This window comes from Flavicella marina, from assembly GCF_009193215.1.
GTDB classification, from domain to species: domain Bacteria; phylum Bacteroidota; class Bacteroidia; order Flavobacteriales; family Flavobacteriaceae; genus Flavicella; species Flavicella marina.
In genome coordinates, this window is the sequence record NZ_VYVA01000002.1 from 219,537 (window position 1) to 242,361 (window position 22,825).

12 protein-coding genes are annotated in these 22,825 nt (G+C 33.3%); 8 read left to right on the forward strand and 4 right to left on the reverse strand.

Going from position 1 to position 22,825, the window contains the following annotated elements; genetic code table 11:
* Positions 1-43: 43 nt before the first annotated feature.
* From F6P99_RS05800 to F6P99_RS05830, 7 genes are all read left to right on the forward strand, one after another.
* Positions 44-1,813, forward strand: a complete 1,770-nt coding sequence (locus F6P99_RS05800) for a sulfatase-like hydrolase/transferase (protein ID WP_152286516.1) — start codon at positions 44-46, stop codon at positions 1,811-1,813.
* Between the two features lie 410 nt (positions 1,814-2,223).
* Positions 2,224-7,551 carry a glycosyl hydrolase gene (locus tag F6P99_RS13515; protein WP_152286517.1) on the forward strand — a complete coding sequence of 1,776 codons (5,328 nt, stop codon included), beginning with the start codon at positions 2,224-2,226 and terminating at the stop codon, positions 7,549-7,551.
* 3 nt (positions 7,552-7,554) lie between these two features.
* The gene (locus F6P99_RS05810) at positions 7,555-8,223 is read left to right on the forward strand and encodes a fibronectin type III domain-containing protein (RefSeq protein ID WP_152286518.1); all 669 of its coding nucleotides are present in this window, start codon (positions 7,555-7,557) and stop codon (positions 8,221-8,223) included.
* Positions 8,224-8,338: 115 nt separating this feature from the next.
* Positions 8,339-9,178, forward strand: a complete 840-nt coding sequence (locus F6P99_RS05815; RefSeq protein WP_152286519.1) for a mechanosensitive ion channel family protein — start codon at positions 8,339-8,341, stop codon at positions 9,176-9,178.
* A 271-nt stretch (positions 9,179-9,449) separates the two neighbouring features.
* Positions 9,450-11,483, forward strand: coding sequence for a glycoside hydrolase family 127 protein (locus tag F6P99_RS05820; RefSeq protein WP_152286520.1), 2,034 nt, complete (start codon positions 9,450-9,452; stop codon positions 11,481-11,483).
* A gap of 16 nt (positions 11,484-11,499) precedes the next feature.
* The gene (locus F6P99_RS05825; protein ID WP_152286521.1) at positions 11,500-14,556 is read left to right on the forward strand and encodes a T9SS type A sorting domain-containing protein; all 3,057 of its coding nucleotides are present in this window, start codon (positions 11,500-11,502) and stop codon (positions 14,554-14,556) included.
* Positions 14,549-17,362 (forward strand): PQQ-binding-like beta-propeller repeat protein, encoded by a 2,814-nt coding sequence (locus F6P99_RS05830; protein ID WP_152286522.1) that lies wholly within the window; start codon positions 14,549-14,551, stop codon positions 17,360-17,362. The genes F6P99_RS05825 and F6P99_RS05830 overlap by 8 nt, the downstream gene beginning before the upstream one ends.
* A gap of 34 nt (positions 17,363-17,396) precedes the next feature.
* On the opposite strand, the gene F6P99_RS05835 is transcribed toward F6P99_RS05830, so the two are convergent.
* The 3 genes from F6P99_RS05835 to F6P99_RS05845 all read right to left on the reverse strand — a co-directional run bounded on the left by F6P99_RS05835 (position 17,397) and on the right by F6P99_RS05845 (position 20,862).
* Positions 17,397-18,686, reverse strand: coding sequence for a hypothetical protein (locus tag F6P99_RS05835; RefSeq protein ID WP_193316009.1), 1,290 nt, complete (start codon positions 18,684-18,686; stop codon positions 17,397-17,399).
* A gap of 123 nt (positions 18,687-18,809) precedes the next feature.
* Positions 18,810-19,364 carry a thioredoxin family protein gene (locus F6P99_RS05840; RefSeq protein WP_152286524.1) on the reverse strand — a complete coding sequence of 185 codons (555 nt, stop codon included), beginning with the start codon at positions 19,362-19,364 and terminating at the stop codon, positions 18,810-18,812.
* Between the two features lie 235 nt (positions 19,365-19,599).
* Positions 19,600-20,862, reverse strand: coding sequence for a hypothetical protein (locus F6P99_RS05845; RefSeq protein WP_152286525.1), 1,263 nt, complete (start codon positions 20,860-20,862; stop codon positions 19,600-19,602).
* Between the two features lie 152 nt (positions 20,863-21,014).
* Here F6P99_RS05845 and F6P99_RS05850 point away from each other — a divergent pair, with 152 nt between their 5' ends.
* Entirely contained in the window at positions 21,015-22,424 is a 1,410-nt protein-coding gene (locus F6P99_RS05850) for an FAD-dependent oxidoreductase (RefSeq protein WP_152286526.1), read from the forward strand.
* 27 nt (positions 22,425-22,451) lie between these two features.
* Here the strand turns inward: F6P99_RS05850 and F6P99_RS05855 are convergent, their stop codons facing one another.
* Positions 22,452-22,790: a hypothetical protein gene (locus F6P99_RS05855; RefSeq protein ID WP_152286527.1), complete on the reverse strand. Its 339-nt coding sequence runs from the start codon at positions 22,788-22,790 to the stop codon at positions 22,452-22,454.
* Positions 22,791-22,825: the final 35 nt, after the last annotated feature.

The following is a 22,825-nucleotide window of genomic DNA, read 5'->3' on the forward strand; positions in this document are numbered from 1 at the left end:
ACTTGGGTGGTTAATTTTACCTTTTGAAACTTAAATAATCATTATGTCAGTAAAAAAAGGAGTGTATGTGTGTTTGATTTTGTTCGTGTTTTTGGGTTTTTGTCAGAAAAACACAACTCATGAAAAACCGAAACAAAATGTAGTTCTTATATTGATAGACGATCTTAGTATGTATGGTGTTACTGCCTATGGTGCTGATAGAATGAGTTCTTACAAAGGAGCATTTGAAAATCAAAAAATAGCAACACCTGAGATAGATAAATTGGCATCCGAAGGATTGATGTGTACCAATGCCTTTGCGTATCCATTGTGTGAAGCTACTCGTATTGCATTGATGTCAGGTAAATATAATAATAGAAATTTTTTACGCTGTAAATCGCAGCATGCTTCTGATGTTACTTTTGGTGATGTCTTTCAGAAAGAAGGTTATGTGACCGGAATGTTTGGGAAATGGAAACAAACCAGAGGAACAAAAGAAATTCATGGGAAAGACTATATTTCTGAGTTTGGATGGGATGACTATACGTGTTACGATGTTGTTACAGAAGGACAACGTTTTATAAATCCATTTTTGGTCGAAAACGGTGTCATAAAAAATTATCAAGGAAGAAAAGATTTAGATCCTATTACCGGAAGGCGCTGGTATGGACCTGATATTTGTAACAGAAATGCATTGCGTTTTCTAGAAAAGAATCAAGACAAACCTTTCTTTTTATATTACCCGATGTTGTTGGTACATGACGATCACAAGCCTACACCTGACACCAAACCGAATGCTATTTTTGATAATTTTGATGAGGCAAATCACAACAGAAATGGACATACAGGTGACGACCATAAATTTTTTCCTGACATGCATGCCTATATGGATAAACTCATCGGTAATGTTGTAGCAAAATTAGATGCATTAGGACTTCGAGAAAATACCTTGATTATTGTAATGGGCGATAATGGTACGAAAGAAAGTTTCTCTCATGTGCTCCCTGACGGTACGGTGTATCCAGGTAGAAAGGGAGGAACAACAGATAATGGTTTGCATGTACCATTAATTTTAAACCAACCAGGTAAAATTCCTGCAAACAAAAATTCGATTAGAACTTATGAAGGATTGGTTGATGTAACCGATATTTTTCCAACCATAGCACAAGCTGCTGATGTTCAAATTCCAAATAGCAATAGTTTGGATGGAATCAGTTTTTGGCCACAAGTTTTAGGGAAGAAAGCCGATGCCAGAGAAACTATATACACATGGTACAATAACAATCAACCGTATACCAACAAAAAAGAATTGTTGATTTATGCTTTTGATAAAAACTTTAAAAGATACGATGCTACAGATGAATTTCCGAACGGACGTTTCTTTGATTTAAGAAAAGATCCTTTAGAAAAAGAAGGGGATTATGTGGTGTATCGAAGGTTTGGTTTAGAACTACACAGTGGACTTGATTTGAATCTACTCGATAAAGAACAAAGCGAAGCATTCGATCAATTGGGAAAAGTAATAAATTCATACAAATTTAATCCAGTTACAAAACTAGATATTACTGGTGTAAAAAAGTGCAAAGTAGGAGCAAAGGTGCAATTGAGTTCTATTATTTATCCAGGTACTGCAACGCGTAAAAATATTGTTTGGGAATCAAGTAACCCTGAAATAGCATCAATAAATAAGTTTGGTGAACTCACTGCAACCACAAAAGGAAAAACTACAATTACGATTTATTCATGGGACGATGCGTATCCTCTTTCTGCAAATGAACCACAAACTTATCGAAAAAACGGAATTCAGAAGTCTATACTTTTTGAAGTAGAATAGAGAATGGAAATTCAATTTTGTAGAAAAAAAACTATCATCTGGACATTTATTCATGAACGGAATGGATTGACCAAATAATTTAAATTAGGTACGAATAATTACTATTAAGATTAACATTTGTTTACTCTGTTCGACATGATTTATATTAATTAATTTTTAATTCGTAAAATTATGAGGTTAAAACTATACATAACCTCTACATGGTGGTAATTGTAAAGTTTATTTTAAGTTTTTTTTATTGAGTGTAATCATTGTTATCCCTTATTTTGTAGGTGTTAAGAGGTTTGTTTTTTTATTAAACGGAAATTGTCCACGTTCTGTATGTATTGTGTAGTGGCATAATAATAGTTGCTGGTTTGAGGTTTTAGTAATTTTGGTTACAACCAATTAAACTAAACTTAAACATGATTATGAAGTATTCTAAATTAAAGTATACGTGTTTCATATTTCTATTATTTATAAGTTGTACTTATAATTTTTCATCAGCTCAAACTGTTGGAGTAGGAAGCGCGAGTTACACTAAAAATTTTCCAGGCGTTGATGAGGCGGGGAGAAATGGTTATCCTAGTGGTGCTCCACAATTAAGCGGTTCTGTCGTAGGAAAACCAGTTCCAACAAATGATTGGTGGTCTAGTGTTATTAAGGAGAATCACGCTTCAAATTTATTTACCTATCCAATGACCTTGAAAACTATTGATGCTGGACTCGTGGTGACTTATATTCCTTGGGGGGTTATTGGTGATTCTGCTCCAATAACTATTGGTCTTACTAATTTAAATACTTCTAAGACAACAGTTTCAGATTATTCTGATTGGACAGTAACCTTAGATTGGACGGATGGTTCAAGAAACATGAAAACCACTGCAGGTATCGCAATGCCTTTTTTGTATTTTGAAAAGGATGCTAGCTCTGAAGTTAGAATTCAAGTGGTTTCAGGTACGACAACGGTTTCAAATGAAATGCTCTTAGTTGAAAATGCTAGTCATGGGGCTGACTTTGCTATATATGCACCTGTAGGAAGTCAATGGACTGTTTCAGGAAACGTATATACTTCTACACTAAATGGAAAAAATTACTGGTCGGCCGCAATGCTACCTCAAAACGCAACAAATCTTTCGACTATAGCGAATGAATATAAAAAATATGCCTATGTATTTCCTGTTAAAACCGAAGTCAATTGGGATTATAATCCTTCAGAGGGTACGGTGATGACCGATTTTAGTGTAACTACAGATGTGAAAGAAGGAACGGATACAAACATGTTGTTAGGTTTGTTACCACATCAATGGAATAATTTGGCAGTTGGGTCAAACACACCAGAAGAATATAGTTATGAATCGGTAAGAGGAGAAATCAAGTCTATGAGTGGTAACAATTTTACAGTATCAAACGACTACAGTGGAATTCTACCTACATTACCGTATTTATCAAATTATAGTGAAAGTTTTAGTCCTTCTGAATTGTCTGAGAAAATCAGTCAAATTGAAAACGATGCATTGGCCACTTGGACAGACTCTTACAATGAGGGACAGGTGATGAATCGATTGATTCAAACCGCAAGGATTGCAGATCAAACGGGTGATATAGAAGCACGTGACAAAATGATTGCAACCATAAAAGAAAGGTTAGAAGATTGGTTGACCTATCAATCTGGAGAAGTAGCGTTTCTATTTTATTATAACGAAACGTGGTCTGCAATGCTGGGATATCCTGCTGGGCATGGTCAAGATTCAAATATTAATGATCATCATTTCCATTGGGGTTATTTTATTCATGCTGCGGCATTTATGGAGCAATTTGAACCTGGTTGGGCTGATGAATGGGGTGAGTTCATAAATATTTTGGTGAGAGATGCCGCAAGTTCAGATAGAAATGATGATAAATTTCCTTTTTTAAGAAATTTCAGTCCTTATGCAGGCCATTGTTGGGCCAATGGTTTTGCCTCTTTTCCACAAGGAAACGATCAAGAATCAACCTCAGAGAGCATGCAATTCAATTCTTCATTAATTCACTGGGGGACTATCACTGGGAATGATGAGATTAGAGATTTGGGGGTTTATTTGTATACCACAGAACAAACTGCTATTGAAGAGTATTGGTTTGATATGGACGAACGTAATTTTAAGGACGATCAATTGTACGGATTGGTTTCTAGGGTATGGGGTAATTCATATGACAATGGAACTTTTTGGACTTCAGATATTACTGCATCCTATGGAATAGAGTTATATCCAATGCATGGAGGATCTTTGTATTTGGGTCAAAATCAAGATTATTTACAGAAAATTTGGGATGAACTTCAAGCGAATACAGGTATTTTGAGTACCAATGATACAAATCCAAATTTATGGCACGATACCATATGGAAATATCTATCGTTTTTAGATCCAGAGAGAGCAATTGAACTGTATGACTCTTACCCAGATAGAGTGATGAAGTTCGGTGTTTCAGATGCACAAACTTATCATTGGATTCATAGCATGAATGCTATGGGGCAGTTGAAAAATGAAATAAAAGCAAATTATCCAATCGCAGCTGTTTTTGAAAAAAATGGTACCAAAACCTATGTAGCTCACAATTATTCCAATCAAGAGTTAGTGGTTTCGTTTTCTGATGGATTTCAGTTGACGGTGGCTCCAAATTCTATGGGAACGAACAAAGATGTCCAAATTACAGGTACCCTTGCTTCAAGCTTTGATAGTGCTTATGCAAATGGAAGTGTTGCATTAACGGTTGAAGTAGGAGCAGGAAATGTTTCTAAAGTTGAGTTTTACGATAATGGTAAATTGATAGGAGAAGATATCAGCGCTCCTTATGAAATAGAGGCTACGAATTTGAGTTTAGGGAAACATGGAATGTACTCTAAAATTTATGATGGAGCCAATTTTAATGTATCGAATACTGTTGAAGTAATTGTAGGAGAGCAGCAACCATATAGCGGTACCCCATTTTCGATTCCAGGTAGTTTTGAAGCAGGACATTATGATAGTTTTGAAGGTGGAAATGCAAGTGGCATCTCTTATGTTGATGTTTCTACTGTAAATGAAGGGGATTTTAGATTGGATGAATCGGTTGACGTGGCATCTGTGAATGGAGAAGGAGCTACGATAGGTTGGATTTCATCAGGAGAGTGGGTTGAGTATACAATAGATGTTGAAAGTTCAGGATTTTACGATTTAAGTTTGAGATATGCATCAGGTAATGCCAACGGTGGTGGTCCATTCCATTTAGAGGTGAACGGAACAAAAATCAGTTCTGATATTAATTTGAATTCGACAAGCAATAGCAATTGGTCTACTTTTACTAGTAAAACGGTAAATGCTATTCCGTTATATAAAGGTAAACAAGTACTGAGGTTGAACTTTGATCAAGGAGAATTTAATCTTGGAAAGTTGACATTTTCAAGAACGGGCGATTTAAATTATGCTGCTCCTTATGCAAATGCAGGTGAAAATGTAGTGGTTGTATTACCAGCAAATTCTGCTACTTTAGATGGATCTGCTAGTAGTCCAGTTTCAGAGGGAGCAAGTTATTTGTGGGAACAAATATATGGACCAACTGTAGTAAGTTTCTCAGATCAAACTAATATGTCTCCTACCATTAACAATTTAGTTGATGGAGTATATAAATTCAGGTTAAAGGTAAATAAAGGAGTGAATGCAGCAACTAGTGAAGTGTTGGTGATTGTATCTGCAACCGGGAATACCAACCCAACTGTAACAATTACATCTCCAGAAGCGGGAGCTACCTTTAAACAAGGACAAAACATAGAAATTAATACATTGGCTAGTGATCTAGAAGGTGAGGTTGTTAAAGTTGAATTTTATGATGGCGAATTAAAATTAGGTGAGGATTTAACAGCTCCATTCGAGTTCGTTTTTCAAGAGGCTAGTGTTGGGAGTCATACGATTACGGCAAAAGCGTTTGATCAAGATGGTTTGGAAGGTGTTTCAGAAGCAGTGGTTATAGCGGTTGAAGCTGTTAAATTTTGTGAAGAAACTTCCTCTGAAAGTCAACAAGGTAGTTTTTCAGTAGGTTATAAGGCAACATTCGAATCAGTTGGGGAAACCGTAACAATTTTCTTCGAGTTGTTAGATTCAGATAAGCTAGGAGCTGCTGCTTATCTATGGAAAGAAAGTCCGTTTGAAGAATCGGAAATGGATTATTTAGGGGATGGAGTTTATTCTAAAACAATAGCAGGAGTAAGCAATGGTGAAACCATTAGTTATGCATGTAAGTTTGCTTTTAATGGAGGACAGGCAGTAACAAAATATCTAAGCTATGTTGTGGGTACTGATTGCAGCGGAAATGGTGGCAACGATACAACGGCTCCAACTAACTTTACCGCTAGCTCAGCAAGTGTTACTGGTAGTTCAGTAGTTTTAGATGCATTTGCAAATGATGATTCGGGAGTAGTTGTGTATACAGTAAACTACGGAAATAAAGAAGTTGTTGTATCTGCTGAGTCTGGTAAAACAGAAGCGATTACGATCACGGCGTTGAATCCTAATACAGCTTATACTTTTAATGTTTCTGCCGCTGATTTGGCTGGGAATATAGCGTCCAATGCTCCCATTGTTATTTCAGCGACCACATCTGTAGATACAAATACGGATTGTGAAGGACAGAAATCAGGTGCAATTGAAGGAAGTTTTGGTGTTGGGTATAATTATACATTTGAGACCATTGGAAACGATGTTAAGATTACATTTGAATTGTTAGATGATAAAGATGGTGTGATAGCCTTTTTATGGCAAAAAAGTCCTTTTGTTGAAACTCAAATGGATTTGGTTTCTGGGAAAAAATTCTCCAAAACGATTAGCAATGTTAGCAATGGAACAGTTTTGAATTATGCATGTAAGTTTGCTTTTGCAGGAGGTTTAGCGGTGACGGATTATTTAACATATGAAGTTGGTCAAGATTGTGAAGATACAGGAGGTGGTTTAGATAGTGACGGTGATGGTGTGGTTGATATCAGCGATTTATGTCCTGGTACACCGGAAAACACAACAGTAGATGCCAATGGTTGTCCTACTGATTATGAGATTCCATCAAATAATTTTACGATTAAAACTATTGGAGAAGGTTGTGTAGGAAAAGGAAATGGAGTGATTGAAATATCTGCAAATGAAAACTTTAATTATAAGGCTAGTTTGAATTCAGTTCAATACGATTTTGAAGATAATAAATTAATGCTTGAAGATTTGGCGCCTGGTGATTATGAAATCTGTATTGAAACTATTGGAATGAATCATACTCAGTGTTTTAATGTAGCCATTGAAGCTGGTGTTTCTGTAGCAGCAAAAAGTGTCACTTCAAAGAATTATACGACCATTACGATGCAAAAAGGAACAGCACCATACGAAGTATTTGTGAACGATGCTATGATTTTGAAAACAGATTTAGATACGTTCACCATACCTGCTAATCAAGGGGATATTGTATCAGTGAAAACCGATGCTGATTGTGAAGGGGTATATGAAGAAAAAATTGATTTATACGCTGATATTAAGACCTATCCAAATCCTGTGAAGGATGAGTTGTTTATTCACATTCCAAATTTTAAAGATCAAGTACAGGTACATATTTATACAGCCTATGGTGCTCTTGTTGTTTCGGAGAAAGTTTCTGTAGATAACGAACGTATAGCTTTACATATCGACGGTTTAGCAAAAGGAGTTTATTATGTACAGTTGCAGTTAGAGGAGTCTGTTCAGTTAAAAATTATTAAAGAATAAATCATGAAAAATTATATATATATTATCGGCTTAACTATGTTGTTTTATAGTTGTGCTACAGAAGATTCAAACGACGCACCTACAGTTCCTGAACTAGTGTTTCCCGTGAATAATCAAGCTTGTACAGATTTGAATTTAACATTGGATTGGAATCCATCGGTAGATGCTGATGGTGATAATCTTAACTATGTAGTTCAGGTTTCTAATTCAGCATCTTTCTCGCAGGTAGAAATGGAAGCGGTGGTTGAGGAATCTGAAAAAATGATAACAGTAACTAGTAACGCAATATATTATTGGAGAGTTCGAGCTACGGATGCTTCAGGTGCTTCAAGTGACTTTAGCAATGTTCATAGTTTTTACTCAGAAACAGAAGGAATTGAGAATCATGTTCCTTTTGCTGCAAATATGTTAGAACCATCACAGAATGAGTATGTTTCGTCAGGGGTTATAAGATTGCAATGGCAAGGAGAGGATTTGGATGAAAACGATCTTTTAACTTATGATGTTTACATAGGTTCTTCTGAAAATATGCTTCTAAATGAGGCAATGAATATTACCAATGACTATTTTGACACTAGCTTAACCGCAGGTACCTATTACTGGAGAATTGATGTGAAAGATGCCACTGGAGCACAGTCAACGGGTCAAGTTTGGCGCTTTGTTGTTCAATAAATGGTTGAAATTTTGGTGCCTGGTTGCTAGTTTTCGTTGAAACAATTCTTTTTAGAAGTGCTTTCTGTTTGTAAATAAGAGTTTATATTTGAAGTAAGAATATATATTGTTTACAATGGAAAGGATTGATGAAATATTAAATATAAAATTGTTTTCATATCAAGATCATACACTTACCGTATTTGAAGTGGTGAGTGTAGTACTATTGTTTGTGGCCACGAAAGTATTGCTATGGTTGATAAAGAAAGCACTAGAGCGTGAAGCAAGAGTACATCATTTAGATAAAGGAAATTCGTTCGCACTTTTTCAAATAATTAAATATTTTTTGTGGGTAGTTTCAATCATTTTTATGCTTGAAATTATTGGAATCAAAATTAGTGTACTGTTGGCTGGTTCTGCTGCGTTGCTAGTGGGTATCGGACTCGGATTGCAACAAACCTTCAACGATATTTTGTCGGGTGTAATTCTTCTTTTTGAAAAATCGGTAAAAGTAGGTGATATTTTAGATATAGATGGTGAAGTAGTTGTCATTCAAGAAATAGGCTTGAGAACTTCTGTAGCAAAAACACGTATGGACATTGTTATTTTAATTCCAAATTCTACCATAACAACAAGTAAAGTAATCAATTGGAGTAATCAATCTAGAAAAACTACTTTTAAGATTCATGTTGGAGTTGCCTATGGTAGTAATGTCGCTCTAGTGATGGATTTGATGAAACAAGCTGCACGTAATCATAAAGAAGTTGTTGATGATGGTACTGTAGATGTTCGTTTGTCTAATTTTGGTAATTCATCTTTAGATTTTACCTTACTTTTCGCCAGTGTAAATATCTTTGAAATAGAAAGGATAAAAAGTGATATCAGAATTTCTATTGAAAAATTATTTAATGAAAATAAGGTGTCAATTCCTTTTCCACAACTTGATTTGCATGTGAAGTCTGATATTACAAAATAGTTTTTCTCAACTATAAAATACACTTCTAACCTTATTAAAAAGTTACCTTCCGTACGGTGTTTGTATCTTTTGGTAAATTTTTAGACGCTTAATTGTAGTCTAGTCTAGATGTTGTTTTTTTTCTGATGAGATATCTAATGAGTTTATTTAAAGCTAATTAGGAGGTTTGATTATGAACGTTAGTTGTTTGGTTAAGTAATTGTAATACCTAGATATGTTGGAGTTTATTTGATTTGAGTTATTTTTATTTTAAACTAAATCAAGGTATTACATGAAATCACAAACGTATTTTTTAACAATAACAACATTTGTCTTAGGTGTTATTTGTGCAACAGCGCAAAAGTTGGATTCGAATAAAGGAATTGTTAATAACAGCAACAGTCCTAGTGTAACTTTTAAGAGCATTGAAATCGGTGATTGTCAATGGACTGATGGTTTTTGGGCAGATAAATATAAATCTGCAGAAGAAGTTATGGTACCTCATATGGAAAGTATTTTAACAGGTGATATCGGTCATGCTTTAAATAACTTTAAAATAGCTGCAGGTTTAAAAGAAGGAAAATTTCAAGGTATGCATTGGCATGATGGTGATTTTTATAAATGGATGGAAGCCGCCATGTATATTTATGCAAACAATCGTGATAAGGACATCTTGAAACGGTTAGATTCCTATATAGAGATTATTGGGAAAGCACAAGAAGAATCGGGTTATTTACATAGTGAAATTTCTATCAAAAAAGATTTGAAACCTTATACAGAAAGAAGATTTCATGAAATGTATAATAGTGGACATTTATACATTGCAGCAAGTATCTATTATAGAATTACAGGAAAGACTAAGTTTTTAGACATTGCGGTAAAAAATGCTGATAACTTATACAAAGTTTTTAGTCCTGAACCAGAACAGTTGGCACGTTTTGGTTTCAATCAAGTACAAATTACAGGATTGGTAGAATTGTATAGAACTACTGGTAATAAGAATTACCTTGAATTAGCTCAATTGTTTATCGATATGAGAGGTAGATCTAAAGTAAAACCACATCCGACAGTTCGTTTTAATATGATTGGGGACATGACGCAAGAACGCACTCCATTTAGAAAAGAAACTGAGGCAGTGGGACATGCTGTACTTGGTTTGTATATGTACACTGGAGCTGCTGATATTTATGCAGAAACTGGAGAAAAAGCTTTGATAAATTCATTAGATCATATTTGGGAAAACATAGTTGAAAAAAAAATGTTTATTACAGGAGCTTGTGGTCAGGCACATGATGGTGGTTCGTCCCATAGAGATTTTGTGCATGAAGCATTTACATTAGATTATCAAATGCACAATTCTTATTCATATAATGAGACATGTGCTAATTTGTGTAATGCCATGTTCAATTATAGAATGCTCAGTATCAAAGGAGAATCTAAATATGCTGACATTATTGAAACAGTAATGTTTAACAGTGCCTTGTCTGGAATTGATATTCAGGGGAAAAATTATTTTTATACTAATCCGCTTAGAAGAAGTGAAGGGCAACATTTAGGAGGTACAGATTATAAAACCAGGGTACCATATATCCCTTGTTTTTGTTGTCCACCAAACTTGGTAAGAACTATTGCAAAATTATCTAACTGGGCTTATAATTTATCTCCAAACGGAGTTGCCATTAATTTATATGGAGGTAACACCTTAAATACACGTTTACTAGATGGTTCAAAATTAAAATTATCACAAACTACAGCTTATCCATGGGAAGGTAGTGTAAATATCAAAATCGAATCCTGTAAAAAAGCTCCATTCGATATTTTGGTAAGAATTCCTGATTGGGCAACAAACACCAAGTTATTTGTAAATAATGAAGAAATTCCAGTAAGTTCAAAAAGGGGTTCTTATGTTACGATTCAAAGAAAATGGAGAAGAGGTGACGTGATTAAGTTAGCGCTACCAATGGAAACCAAACTATATACAGGGCATAATAGAATTGAAGAGACAAGAAATCAAGTAGCCATAAAAAGAGGGCCTGTTGTGTATTGTTTAGAATCTGCAGATTTACCAATGGATATTGATGTTTTAGATGTGTATTTGCCTTCAAAAACTGTTTTGACACCATCCTACGAAAAAGAATTTTTAGGTGGAGTAACAACCTTGACTGGTCAGGTTCGATTAAAGAAAAGTACGGATGAAGGTGCTATGTATCCTTCGATTGAAAAAACAACATGGGAAAATATAAAAGCAAAATTTATTCCCTACTATACTTGGAGCAATCGTGGGGAAGGTGAAATGACAGTATTCTTACCTTTAATTTGGGAATAATAAATAAATTTCAGTGATGAGAAAAATTATTATTTCGACTTTGTTGAATCTTTTTACGTGTATGAATATCTATGCACAAGGAATGATTTCTTTTGATGCTGGTAGTACAGTGACCAAAGTCAATTTTGCAAACTTTAGTACATCTAAAGTTATCATTGCTAGTAATTACGAGGGAAATATAATTGCATTTGATGGAACTGGAATAAAGCTATGGGAGACTGTTTTGTCTAACGGAATTATGAATCATGAAGTTTGGATTGATGATATCAATGAAGATGGATATGATGAGATTTTTGCTGCTAACGCCAACGGAACATTGTATTGTTTGAATAATAATGGTAGTATTTTGTGGGAGTTCAAGAAAAATGATGTTCCATTGATATCTGTTTGTGTAATACATAAAATAGGAGGAACTGATCCTTATGTCGTTTGTGGTGGTAATGATTTAAACATGTACTATGTTTCTTCTAATGGAGAATTGATTGCTGAAATACCATCATCCTCTTATACAACAACATTAAGACCCAATGCAAAATGGGTAGATGATGGTACGTTACCATATAATGTACATACAATAAATTTTTTAAGACCATTACCTCAATCAGATGGTTCTGATAATTTATTGGTAGATGCAATTGTTTCAAATACCGATGCAAAAAGAGAGTTTTTTGAATTTGAACCAGAAGCAACTACTCCTTTAGACAATGCAGAGATTATAAACTGGGGACCAATAGGTGATTTAAAAGTTCGAAAAATGAACAATGTCGATGTCTTGTTAATGGGGTTTTCAGGAATCAAAAAAATTAAACATCTAGGGGTTATGAATTTAGAAACCCGCGATATTTCTTCAGTAAATCTAGATGTTGTTAAAACCAAATTAACATCGGGTTATCGTGTTACGCAAAATGAATTGGTAGAAATAAACGGTACTTCGTTTATTTTTTCTTTAATCGGTGAACGTATTTATTTACTTCCAACTTCTTTAGAAATCTCAGAAGCTGAAGAACTGTCTAATTCTTTCTCTTTTAACGATATGTCTTATGATTTAACTAATAATAAAATTGTACTGGGAAGTATTCAGAGTGGTGGTAACCAAATTCATGTATTAGATTTGAACCATGCTGATTGGAAGACAGATTTTGAGTCATTCACTCCAGGTGGTAATATTGCATCCATTATTAGTAAATCAAATACTTTTTCTAGTAAATTAAAAACATATGATAAACCGAATTGGGAAAGAGAACCTTTATCTGTTTATATGATGTCGGAACCTTCAGACAACAAGTTAAGCTCAGAAGCACTAGCCTTAAAATATAAATATGACAATGTAATACATTTAGGCTATAAATGGATGTCTAAAACACATGAATGGGACCGTTCATCAATTGAAAGTGAAACTCTTAGAGAACAAAGAGACAGCAGGAAAGAGTATTCATTGACAGAAGTTGAAACGGTGGATCAGCTCAGCTCAGGATACAATACGAATGGTTTGGTTACTTGGGGAGGTCATGGTGTCGATCCTTTTATGTTTGGGTTAGAAACTATCAAAAAAGTAGCAGATAATGGAAATGGAAAAAGGAATATTTGGATTTGGCCTGAATTGACCATTTTACACAAAGAAACTTTTGACGAAGCTTTAGAAAAATTGTTTTATCCGCTGGCAGAATACGGAAGTAATTTGAAACTATTTTTAAGAAATAAACATGTTTTTTGGCAATCGTATATATACAAAAGTGATTGGTCTCGATTTTTATCAGGTGAATTTGCAGATGTATTGATTCCGTCTTTAGAAGAAACTTTAGATCAATCACAAGATTTAAGTTTGGCAGGGAGGTTAGGGCTTTGGACGAGTGGAGTCTCAAATGAATGGGGAACTAGAGCGGTAAGAGATAATGCAAGTTTTATGAGAAATAGACAGTTTTCACATCAAAATTTACCAAATCACTTTTTAAGAAACTCTATATTCCATTGTGCCTATGGCGCAAGGTATGTAAATAATTTTTCGCTCACTTCTGATTATTCTGAATATATGACACTTTTATGGGAAGTTTTGGGTACAGGAGCACTTTACATTCCAAAAGTAGATGAAATATTGAGTTTTTCTCCTGTTCATTTAAGTATGATTTCTCCAGATGAGCGTTATCTGAGAGAAGGAAATAGCATGAATGCTACTGTGCGATATGATAAAGATTTTCACCCAGTGAATCCATTTGTGTTTAATAGGTTGAGTGCAGAATGGTCGGGGGCTCAAGTTCCGGATTATGATTTTTCAAAATATGCATCAGATGTAAACGATAGAAGGTCTAACTTTTTAGCACCTTTTCCAAACGGAATGGTTTTGATAACGCCTCCACAAAATGGTATTTATGTCCAAGAAAATAAAGTAAGAGGAAGCTTAGAAGAACGGTTGCATCCATTTTATAGGGGGAAGTTAAAAGAATTTTACACAGACGGGAGACACTATTATTCTGCCGATGGTGTAGAAACATATAGTGCTGATCAATACGCGACTGTAGTAAAAGAAGCTATAGAAGAAGCCTCTGAAGATTTACCAATTAAAGTTACAGGAGATGTTGCTTGGGTAGTGGCTCAAACTGATGTACATCATTTTCGATTAACATTGATTGATAATGGATATTTGAATCCAAAAACCAAAACAGCTAAAATTGAGTTTAACAATGTTACTCCAGTAAAAATTACGGATTTAGTAACTAAAAAAATCTTGACTATTGGAGCCAATAAAACTTTTATTGGTGTTGAGGCTGGAATGTTCAGATTTATTGATGTTGAATTTAGTAACTGGAATCCGCCTCTTTCGGTTAATAAGCAAGTAGAAATTGAACCAAAACTATATTTTTATCCGAATCCAACTAAGAACAATATAGTATTAAAAGGAGAACAAAGGTTCAATGGCATTGTTAAAATAATCAATGCAAATGGTCAAATTTTAAAATCCATAAAAGTTCAGAAAACCGCGTTTGAAGACCTTAGTTTGAATACAGAATTCTTGAATCCAGGCCTTTATTTCTTTTTTATAGATAATACACCTCAAAAAATCATCATTCATGAATAGATTATTAAATATTAGTATCCTCATTTGCATATTGTCGAGTACATCAATAGTTGCTCAAAAAAACAAATATATATCGAGTATAGAGACTGGGAAAACAATTACAAAAGTAGTTCTAGCAAAACAAAAGAAAGACAAATTCATTATTGCAAGTTCGTATGATGGAGCGATTTTGGCAACGGATTATAAAGGTGAAATTTATTGGAAAAAAGAACTGTCTGATGGAATTATCAATCACGAAATCCTTGCAGAAGACATTACGGGTGACAAAGTAGATGAGATTCTAATTGTTAATGGAAGAGGTGAATTGATTTGTTTAGATATTCAAGGAAATCTTGTTTGGAAATTTAAACAAAACGATGTGCCATTCATTTCATTGTGTGTGATTCACGAAAAAGGATGGAAAAACCCCTATATTGTTGTAGGAGGAAATGATTTGAATATTTACTATGTGTCCACTGAAGGTAAGTTGTTACATGAAATTCCTTCTAGCAGTTATAAAACTAAATTACGACCTAATAAAAAATGGATGGATGATGGTACTTTGACCTATAACGTGCATAGTGTCAATTTTTTACGGGCACTTCCTCAAAAAGATGGTTCGGATATATTGCTTTTGGATGGAATTGTATCCAATACAGACAAAAAAAGAGAATTATTTCAATTCAAGCCAAATGCTTTAAAACCCTTTACATCTTCACTTTTAGATTGGGGACCTATTGGTGATTCAAGGGTGAGAAAAATAGATGATTCTGAAGAAAATTATATGTTGTTTGGTTTTTCAGGTATCAAGCCAAATTACCATCTTGGAGTTTACAATCCACAAACCAAAAAAAATAAATCGATTAGCCTTAATGCAATCAAACCGAAAATTCAATTTGGGTATCGAGTAACACAAACAGAATTGGTCACTATAGATGGACAAGAATTGTTTTTCGTGTTGTTAGGAGAGCGTGTTTATTTGGTGCCGAAGTCATTAAATGTGAGCAAGTCAGAGTTAATAGAAGGGAAGTTTTCTTACAATGATATGTGCTATGACACAAAGGAACAAAAGATAATTTTAGCAAGTGTACAAAGTGGAGGTAGTCAGATTCATATCATCGACTTGAATCATAAGAAATGGAAAAAAGAATTTAAAAACTTCGTTCCGGAAGGCAATATTAGTTCGATTCTTAAAAAATCAGAGAGAATACAAAAATTAGTATCAATCTATAAAAAACCAAATTGGGAAAAAGAACAGGAAACACTTATCATGATGTCTCCACCCAAAGATAAGTTTCTATCACAGGCTTCAATTGCAAAAATGAGTGCCTATGATAACTTAAAATTTATGGGGTATCAATTTATGAAAGAATCACATGAATGGGATAGGTCTGGAATTGAGAGTAATACATTAAGAACTCAACGAGATAATAGAAAATCCTATTCAGCATCAGAAACAACTGTGGTAAATAAATTGAGTAAAGGTTACAATCAGAATGGATTGGTGGCTTGGGGTGGTCATGGAGTAGATCCTTTTATGTATGGCACTGAAACCATAAAAAAAGTAATAGATAAAGGTGATGGAAAAATGTCGGTTTGGATTTGGCCTGAACTAACAATTTTACATAAAAAGACATTTGATGAGGCACTGGATAAATTGTTTTATCCGCTAGCTGAATATGGTGCTACCCACAATGCGAAGTTGTTTTTAAGAAGTAAACATGTATTTTGGCAATCTTATATCTACAAAAAAGAATGGTCACGATTTTTATCAGGTGAATTCGCAGATACATTCGTACCCGCATTAGAAGAAACATTGGATCAAACACAAGATTTAAGTGTTGCAGGTCGTTTGGGACTTTGGACATCAGGTGTAGCCAATGATTGGGGGAGTAGAGCAGTTAGAGACAATGCTTCTTTTATGAGAAACAGACAGTTTTCGCATCAAAACTTACCGAATCACTTTTTAAGAAATTCAATTTACCATATGTCATATGGTGCAAAATATATCAATAATTTTACGGTACAATCTGCTTATACCGATTATATGTCTTTGGTTTGGGATTTGGCAGGAAAAGGAGTGATTTATATCCCCAAAAGAAATGAGATTTTAAGTTTTTCTCCTGTGCACTTGAGTATGTTAGAGCCAGATGAAAGATATGTAAGAGAAGGGAATAGTATGAATGCAACTATTCGATATGACAAAAATTTTCATCCACAGAATCCTTTTGTGTTTAATAGGCTAAGCTCTGATTGGTCTGGTGCTGAAGTTCCTGAATATGATTTTTCTAAATTCGCTTCGGGTGTTAAAGATAGAAGATTGAACTTTTTACCGTCGTATCCAAATGGAATGGTCTTAATTACACCTCCACAAACAGGATCTTTTGTACAACAAAATGCTACTAGAGGTAGAATGGAAGATTACTTACATCCTTTTTACAAAGGTAAATTAAAAGAATACTTTACAGACGGTAGGTATTATTATTCTGCAGATGGTAAAGAAAGGTATAATGCAGCTGAATACTATGTTAAAGTAAAAAATGATATTGAAGAAGCATCTAAGTTATTACCGATTACTGTTAAAGGGAATGTTGCTTGGGTAGTGTCACAGTCTGATGCAAAACATTTGAGACTTACAATTATAGATAATGGGTATATCAATCCAAAAGATCGAGTAGCAGAAATACAATTCAATGGATTGAAAGTAAAAACGATAATAGACTTAATTACTAAAGAGACATTTAAACTAAAAAATGGTCAAGCACAAATTAATGTTTCAGCTGGAATGTTCCGTTTTATAGATGTGGAGTTATCTCAAGAATTTTGATTCAAATAGTTGTTTAGATGTTTTATCTTAAACTTTAAAATAATGTGTATCCTAGAATTAGGGATTGTTTGTTAAGGTTCATTTTCCAATCGGAGTTTCCATTTAATTTTCTTGATGTATGTAACCTGAGTTCTATGGATAGTTTTTTATTGTATTTATAGCCAACACCGAAGAAAACTGCACCTGAAATGTCGTAGTATATTTCTCCATTATGATAAATTGTTCTTTCGAAAACTTGATCAAAGTATTCGTAATAATAGGTGTGTTGGAATGATTCAGTTTTAATAAATTCATTATCCTTATAGTTTCTCAAATTAAGTGTTAAACCCAAATTAAAAAAGACCATCGATTTTTTATTATATGGATAATTATATCTTAAGGCCAAGTTTATTTCATTTTCTTTATAAATACCAGAATATGTTGTACCTTCTAAGTAATCACCAGTACTAAACTGATCTTCAATCGAAAATGAGTTATAGTTATAACCAAGAACGAATCTATACTTGCTTACGGATCTTCCATATTCCAGTTCAGCCCCTAAGCGATAACCAATTTGAATAGTAGAACCAATTATTTCATTTGGAACACCCGAATATCTTAGTTCTAATGCATTTAAATCTATTCCAGAATTTATATTTAGATGCAGTTCATTTTTCTTTTTGTATTTAGACACAACGAAAACTTCTTCGTTAGGAGCGATACAAGTATTGTATTTCTTAAATAATTTTTCTAATGATTTTTTTTCGTATTTCAACCATTCTAAATGTTTGTATTTGATGTTTTCACATTTCAAACTATTAAAAAGTTGTTGACGAAACATATTGTTTTCACGTACAACAATACGATTAGGTTTTAAGTAAAATTTTCTAACTAACTGTTCTATAGATTGTTCTTTTGTTTTGTAAAAGAATTTATCAATATCATCAAATCGATAAAGATAAAGTGAAGCTTGACCAGTCATTAAAACCTTTAAAAATATTGTCTCCTCATGAAAAATAGGGTTTTTATCAAGGTCTAAATAGAATTCATCATAACCAGACCTTTCAATTTTACCAGTAAATCGAATGTATTTTTGATCATCTAAATAAGAGAACTTCTTTATTTCTAAAATACTGGCTTCAATTTCTTCAGTATCCAAAGCTATTTTATAAACCACTTTTTTCGGAGTATCTAGGTTTGATTCAATTTTAATATAACATTCAATTTTTTCATCTTTATTATTAATAATATAACCTTTTTCAAATAAAGATTGTGAGAATGAATTTGCAGAAAAGAGAATAAAAAAGGAAAGGATTTGCTTTGTCATGGTTTTGCTAAATTTCATCAGCAAATATTATTTTTTGACACTATTTATATAGTACATATAGTGTTAATCGTAACAACATATGGTTTTGTAAATGCAAAAAAAATGTGATATCCTTTATTGTTAATTGAAGTAATAGGAGTTTTATTTCCATTTGATACCACAGCCCATGCTTGGCAATTCTTTACCTGTATATGCTTGTTCTTCAAGAAGTAAATTCATGGCGTTTTTTAGATCTTTGCCGCTCACGGGAATAGAATTCCCTGGTCTTGAATCGTCTAATTGCCCATGATAATGGATATTTAAATTTTTGTCAAACAAAAAGATATCCGGTGTGCATGCAGCATCGTAAGCTTTGGCAACTTCTTGAGTTTCGTCATATAAATATGGAAATGGATAACCAACCTCTAGGGCAAGTTCTTTCATTTTATCGGGACTGTCTTGTGGGTAGTTTACTATGTCATTACTGCTTATTGCAATAAAATTGATTCCTTTTGCTTGGTACTCATTCGCAAGTTTTACCAAAAATTCGTTGATGTGAATTACATAAGGGCAATGGTTGCAAATAAACAAAATTAAAGTTCCTTTGCTTCCTTTTGATTCTTGTAAAGAAACATAAGTCTCCGTTAGTGTATTCAATAACTTAAAATCTGGAGCTTTTTTATTTGATGCAAACGGATTTGATGCTGTAAGTGCCATAGTATTTGTTTTAGGCAAAGATAAAAGAATCTCTTATGTATATGATTCCAAGAATCAATAAAATCAAGATTAAAAAATAATAAAATAGAAAAACATTGATCGTTGTTGAGTTGACTCATGGTATGTTTTACGATAGAAAAAAATATGTCTTTTTGATGTTGAAGAATTTTCTTAGAGTAAAAAATGGAAATACTAGAAGTTGCCTAACATCTAATTGAGTGATGTCTCTATTGCATTAGAATAGGGTGTAACCAAATATAAGATTTTGTCTAGCCAAGCTACCTGTCCATAGATTTCTGTTTAAAACATCTGTTTCAACGGCTGTAAACCGTAATTCAATTGAGTACTTTTCTTTAAATTTATAACCCAAACCAATTTCAAAGCTACCTAATGCTGTTTTGTGTTCATTATCTGTATATTGTAGGTTTTCAGTACGAACTCCATTAAAAAAACTATCTCTATATAGTTTTGTTGATACACCATCAGAATTTTGAGTTGATGGAAAACCAAACCCATAATTACCGTTGATAAAAAAGGCTGATTTTTCGTTTGCTCTATATTTATATCTTAATCCTATACTTACTTCAAATATGGAATATGTCCCTGAAAAATATGAAGCTTCATCAAAATAGCCTTTGTAACTAAAACTTGAGTATTTAGGTTCAAGTATTACGCTATAAGAATAATTAAAATATGGGATTACAGCTTCAATTTCTGCACCAATTCTATAACCAAATTCATTTGCTGTGCCAGCATCATTAAAATTGTACCTTAAGTTTTGTAATCTGAGTTGATTGTAAGTTACTCCAGGTAGAATGTTTAAGTGAATGTAATCCATAAATTTTGTTTTCATATGGTTTTCATTTTCGTTGACATAATCTGGGTTGATACAAACATTGTATTTTTCAAAATATTTTGCCAAATCTTTTGATTCATATTTCAACCATTCTAAACGATTGGTTTTTAAATCATCACATTTCAACGAATTGAAAAGTTGTTGCCTATACATGTTGTTTTCTTTGTAAGTGGTTCTAGAAGTGTTTAGGTATGTTATTTTAACCAAAGGTTCTATGGGAGTTTCGAAGGCTGAGAAAAAGAATTTGTTGATCTCTTCAAATCGGTATACATACAAACTTGCTGTTCCTGAAATGACTTCTTCTAAAAATATTGTTTCAACGTTGAATTTAGGTTTGTTTTCAGTTGTTAAATCATCAATTTCCTTTTTAGAACGTTCAATTTTTCCAGTATAACGAATGAATTTAGATTGACCGATTAATGAGAATTCCTTCATGTCATCGATTGATAAGGTTTTCTCTGTTGCTCCTTCAGAAGATTTGTATATTATTTCATAAGGGGTGTCAGACCAACCTTGATTGAGAATCAAACATTCGGTTTTTTTATTTTTATTATCGATGATATAACCTTTTTCAAATTTGCTTTGTGAATTAGCATAAATAAAAGATAAAAGGAAAACAAATGCGAAATATTTTTTTTTCATTTCTTAAAGTAATTTTTAATTGAATGACAATTATAGAGTTTTGTCATTTATTGAGGGAGATGTTTTTTTATTATTTAGAGAACAAATGGTTTATTGTTTCTTTGTTGTAAGTTATGTAGAGTGTTTCCTACAAAATAGAAAAACTATTTTTAATGAATACAATTAAGTTATACGGTTCCGATTGGTGTATAGACTGTCAAAGAGCAAAATCATACCTTCAAGAGAATAATATTACATACGAATTTATTGATGTAGACCTAGATAAAGAAGCAACAGCAAAAGTTGAGGCAATAAACAATGGGAAACGTATTATTCCGACAATCTTAATTAACGATAAATCTTATACAAATCCGGATAATCCAACATTAGCTTCTGCACTCGGAATAAACGAAGAGGGAACAGTACAGTTGTTCGGAGCTGATTGGTGTCCTGATTGTAAAAGAGCCAAAAATTTTTTGGATGATAATAATGTTCACTATCAATTTATCGATGTAGATACTTACCAATGGGCAACTGATGCTGTTGAAATAATAAATAAAGGAAAAAGAATAATTCCAACAATTCTTATCGACAATAAACCATTTACCAATCCTGATAACACCGTTTTACGTGAGGTTTTAAAAATTGATATAGAAAAAGAACACAAGGTTTTTGATACGATTATTATTGGAGGAGGTGCAGCAGGTTTAACGACTTCTATTTATGCACAGAGAGATCGTTTTGATTCATTAATTCTAGAAAGAAAAAATATTGGTGGTAATGCATATTTAACCGAAAAAATTGAAAATTATCCTGGTTTTACTGAAATTTCAGGACCAAAATTAATGGCTAGAATGGAAGAACAGGCCTTGACTTATGGTGCAACAATCAAAACAGGTGAAGAGGTAACTTCTATTGAAAAAAAGAACGAGATATTCAATGTTACCACAAAAGGGGGAATGTTTTTTGGAAAATCTGTTGTATTAGCAACCGGTTCTACTTATCGTAAATTAGGAATTAAGAATGAAGAAGAACTGATAGGATCTGGAATTCATTTTTGTGCAACGTGTGATGGTGCTTTTTATAGAGATAAAGAGGTAATTGTAATTGGAGGAGGAAATTCAGCCTTAGAAGAAGGAATATTTTTGGCAGGTTTTTGTAAAACTGTGAAAATAGTTCACCGTTCTGAAAAATTTAAAGCTTCAGAAACCTACATCGAAAAGTTAAATACGATTGGTAATATAGAAGTTTATTTAGATAAAAAACCTGTAGAGTTTATTTCTAATAATAATGAATTGTTTGAAGGAATTAAAGTAAAAGATAATACGTCTGGAAAAGAAGAAATAGTTACTGCAGATGGTGCTTTTGTTTTTATTGGCTTGATACCGAATACCAAGTCGTTTGAAAATTTGGTAGAAATGAATGCTCAAGGGTTTATAAATTCACACGGACTAGCAGAAACATCGGTTCAAGGAATTTTTGCCGCAGGAGATTGTAGAGAAGGAGCTATCGCGCAAGTAGCAGCTGCTACAGGAGAAGGTGTTTTAGCGAGTTATGGAATTCGAAATTATCTAAAACAATAAAGGCTGTATAAAATACAGCCTTTTAAATTAGTCATTTATTGTTAGTGCCTCATTAGGCTCACTCACAAACTGATTGTTGTTCCAAGGTTTGTAGTTTTTTGCCTCTGGGCTTCTAAGTTTATGTTTGTTTGAAGAAACAACCTCGATTTTTGTTCTTTCTGAGTTGTCTTTCCATGGTTTGTAATTTTTATGCTCATGACTTCTCAAGCTTTGTTGATGCGTACTTGAAGAAGTAATTTCTACTGTTTTTGTTTTATGTTGCCATGGTTTATAATTCTTCGCAGCTGGACCTTTTAAGTCGTTTCTGCTTTGTGCATTCATACCAACACCTACTAAAATTGCTACTATCCAAACTAAATTTCTCATAACCTATCGCTTTAATGATTAAACATATACAAATT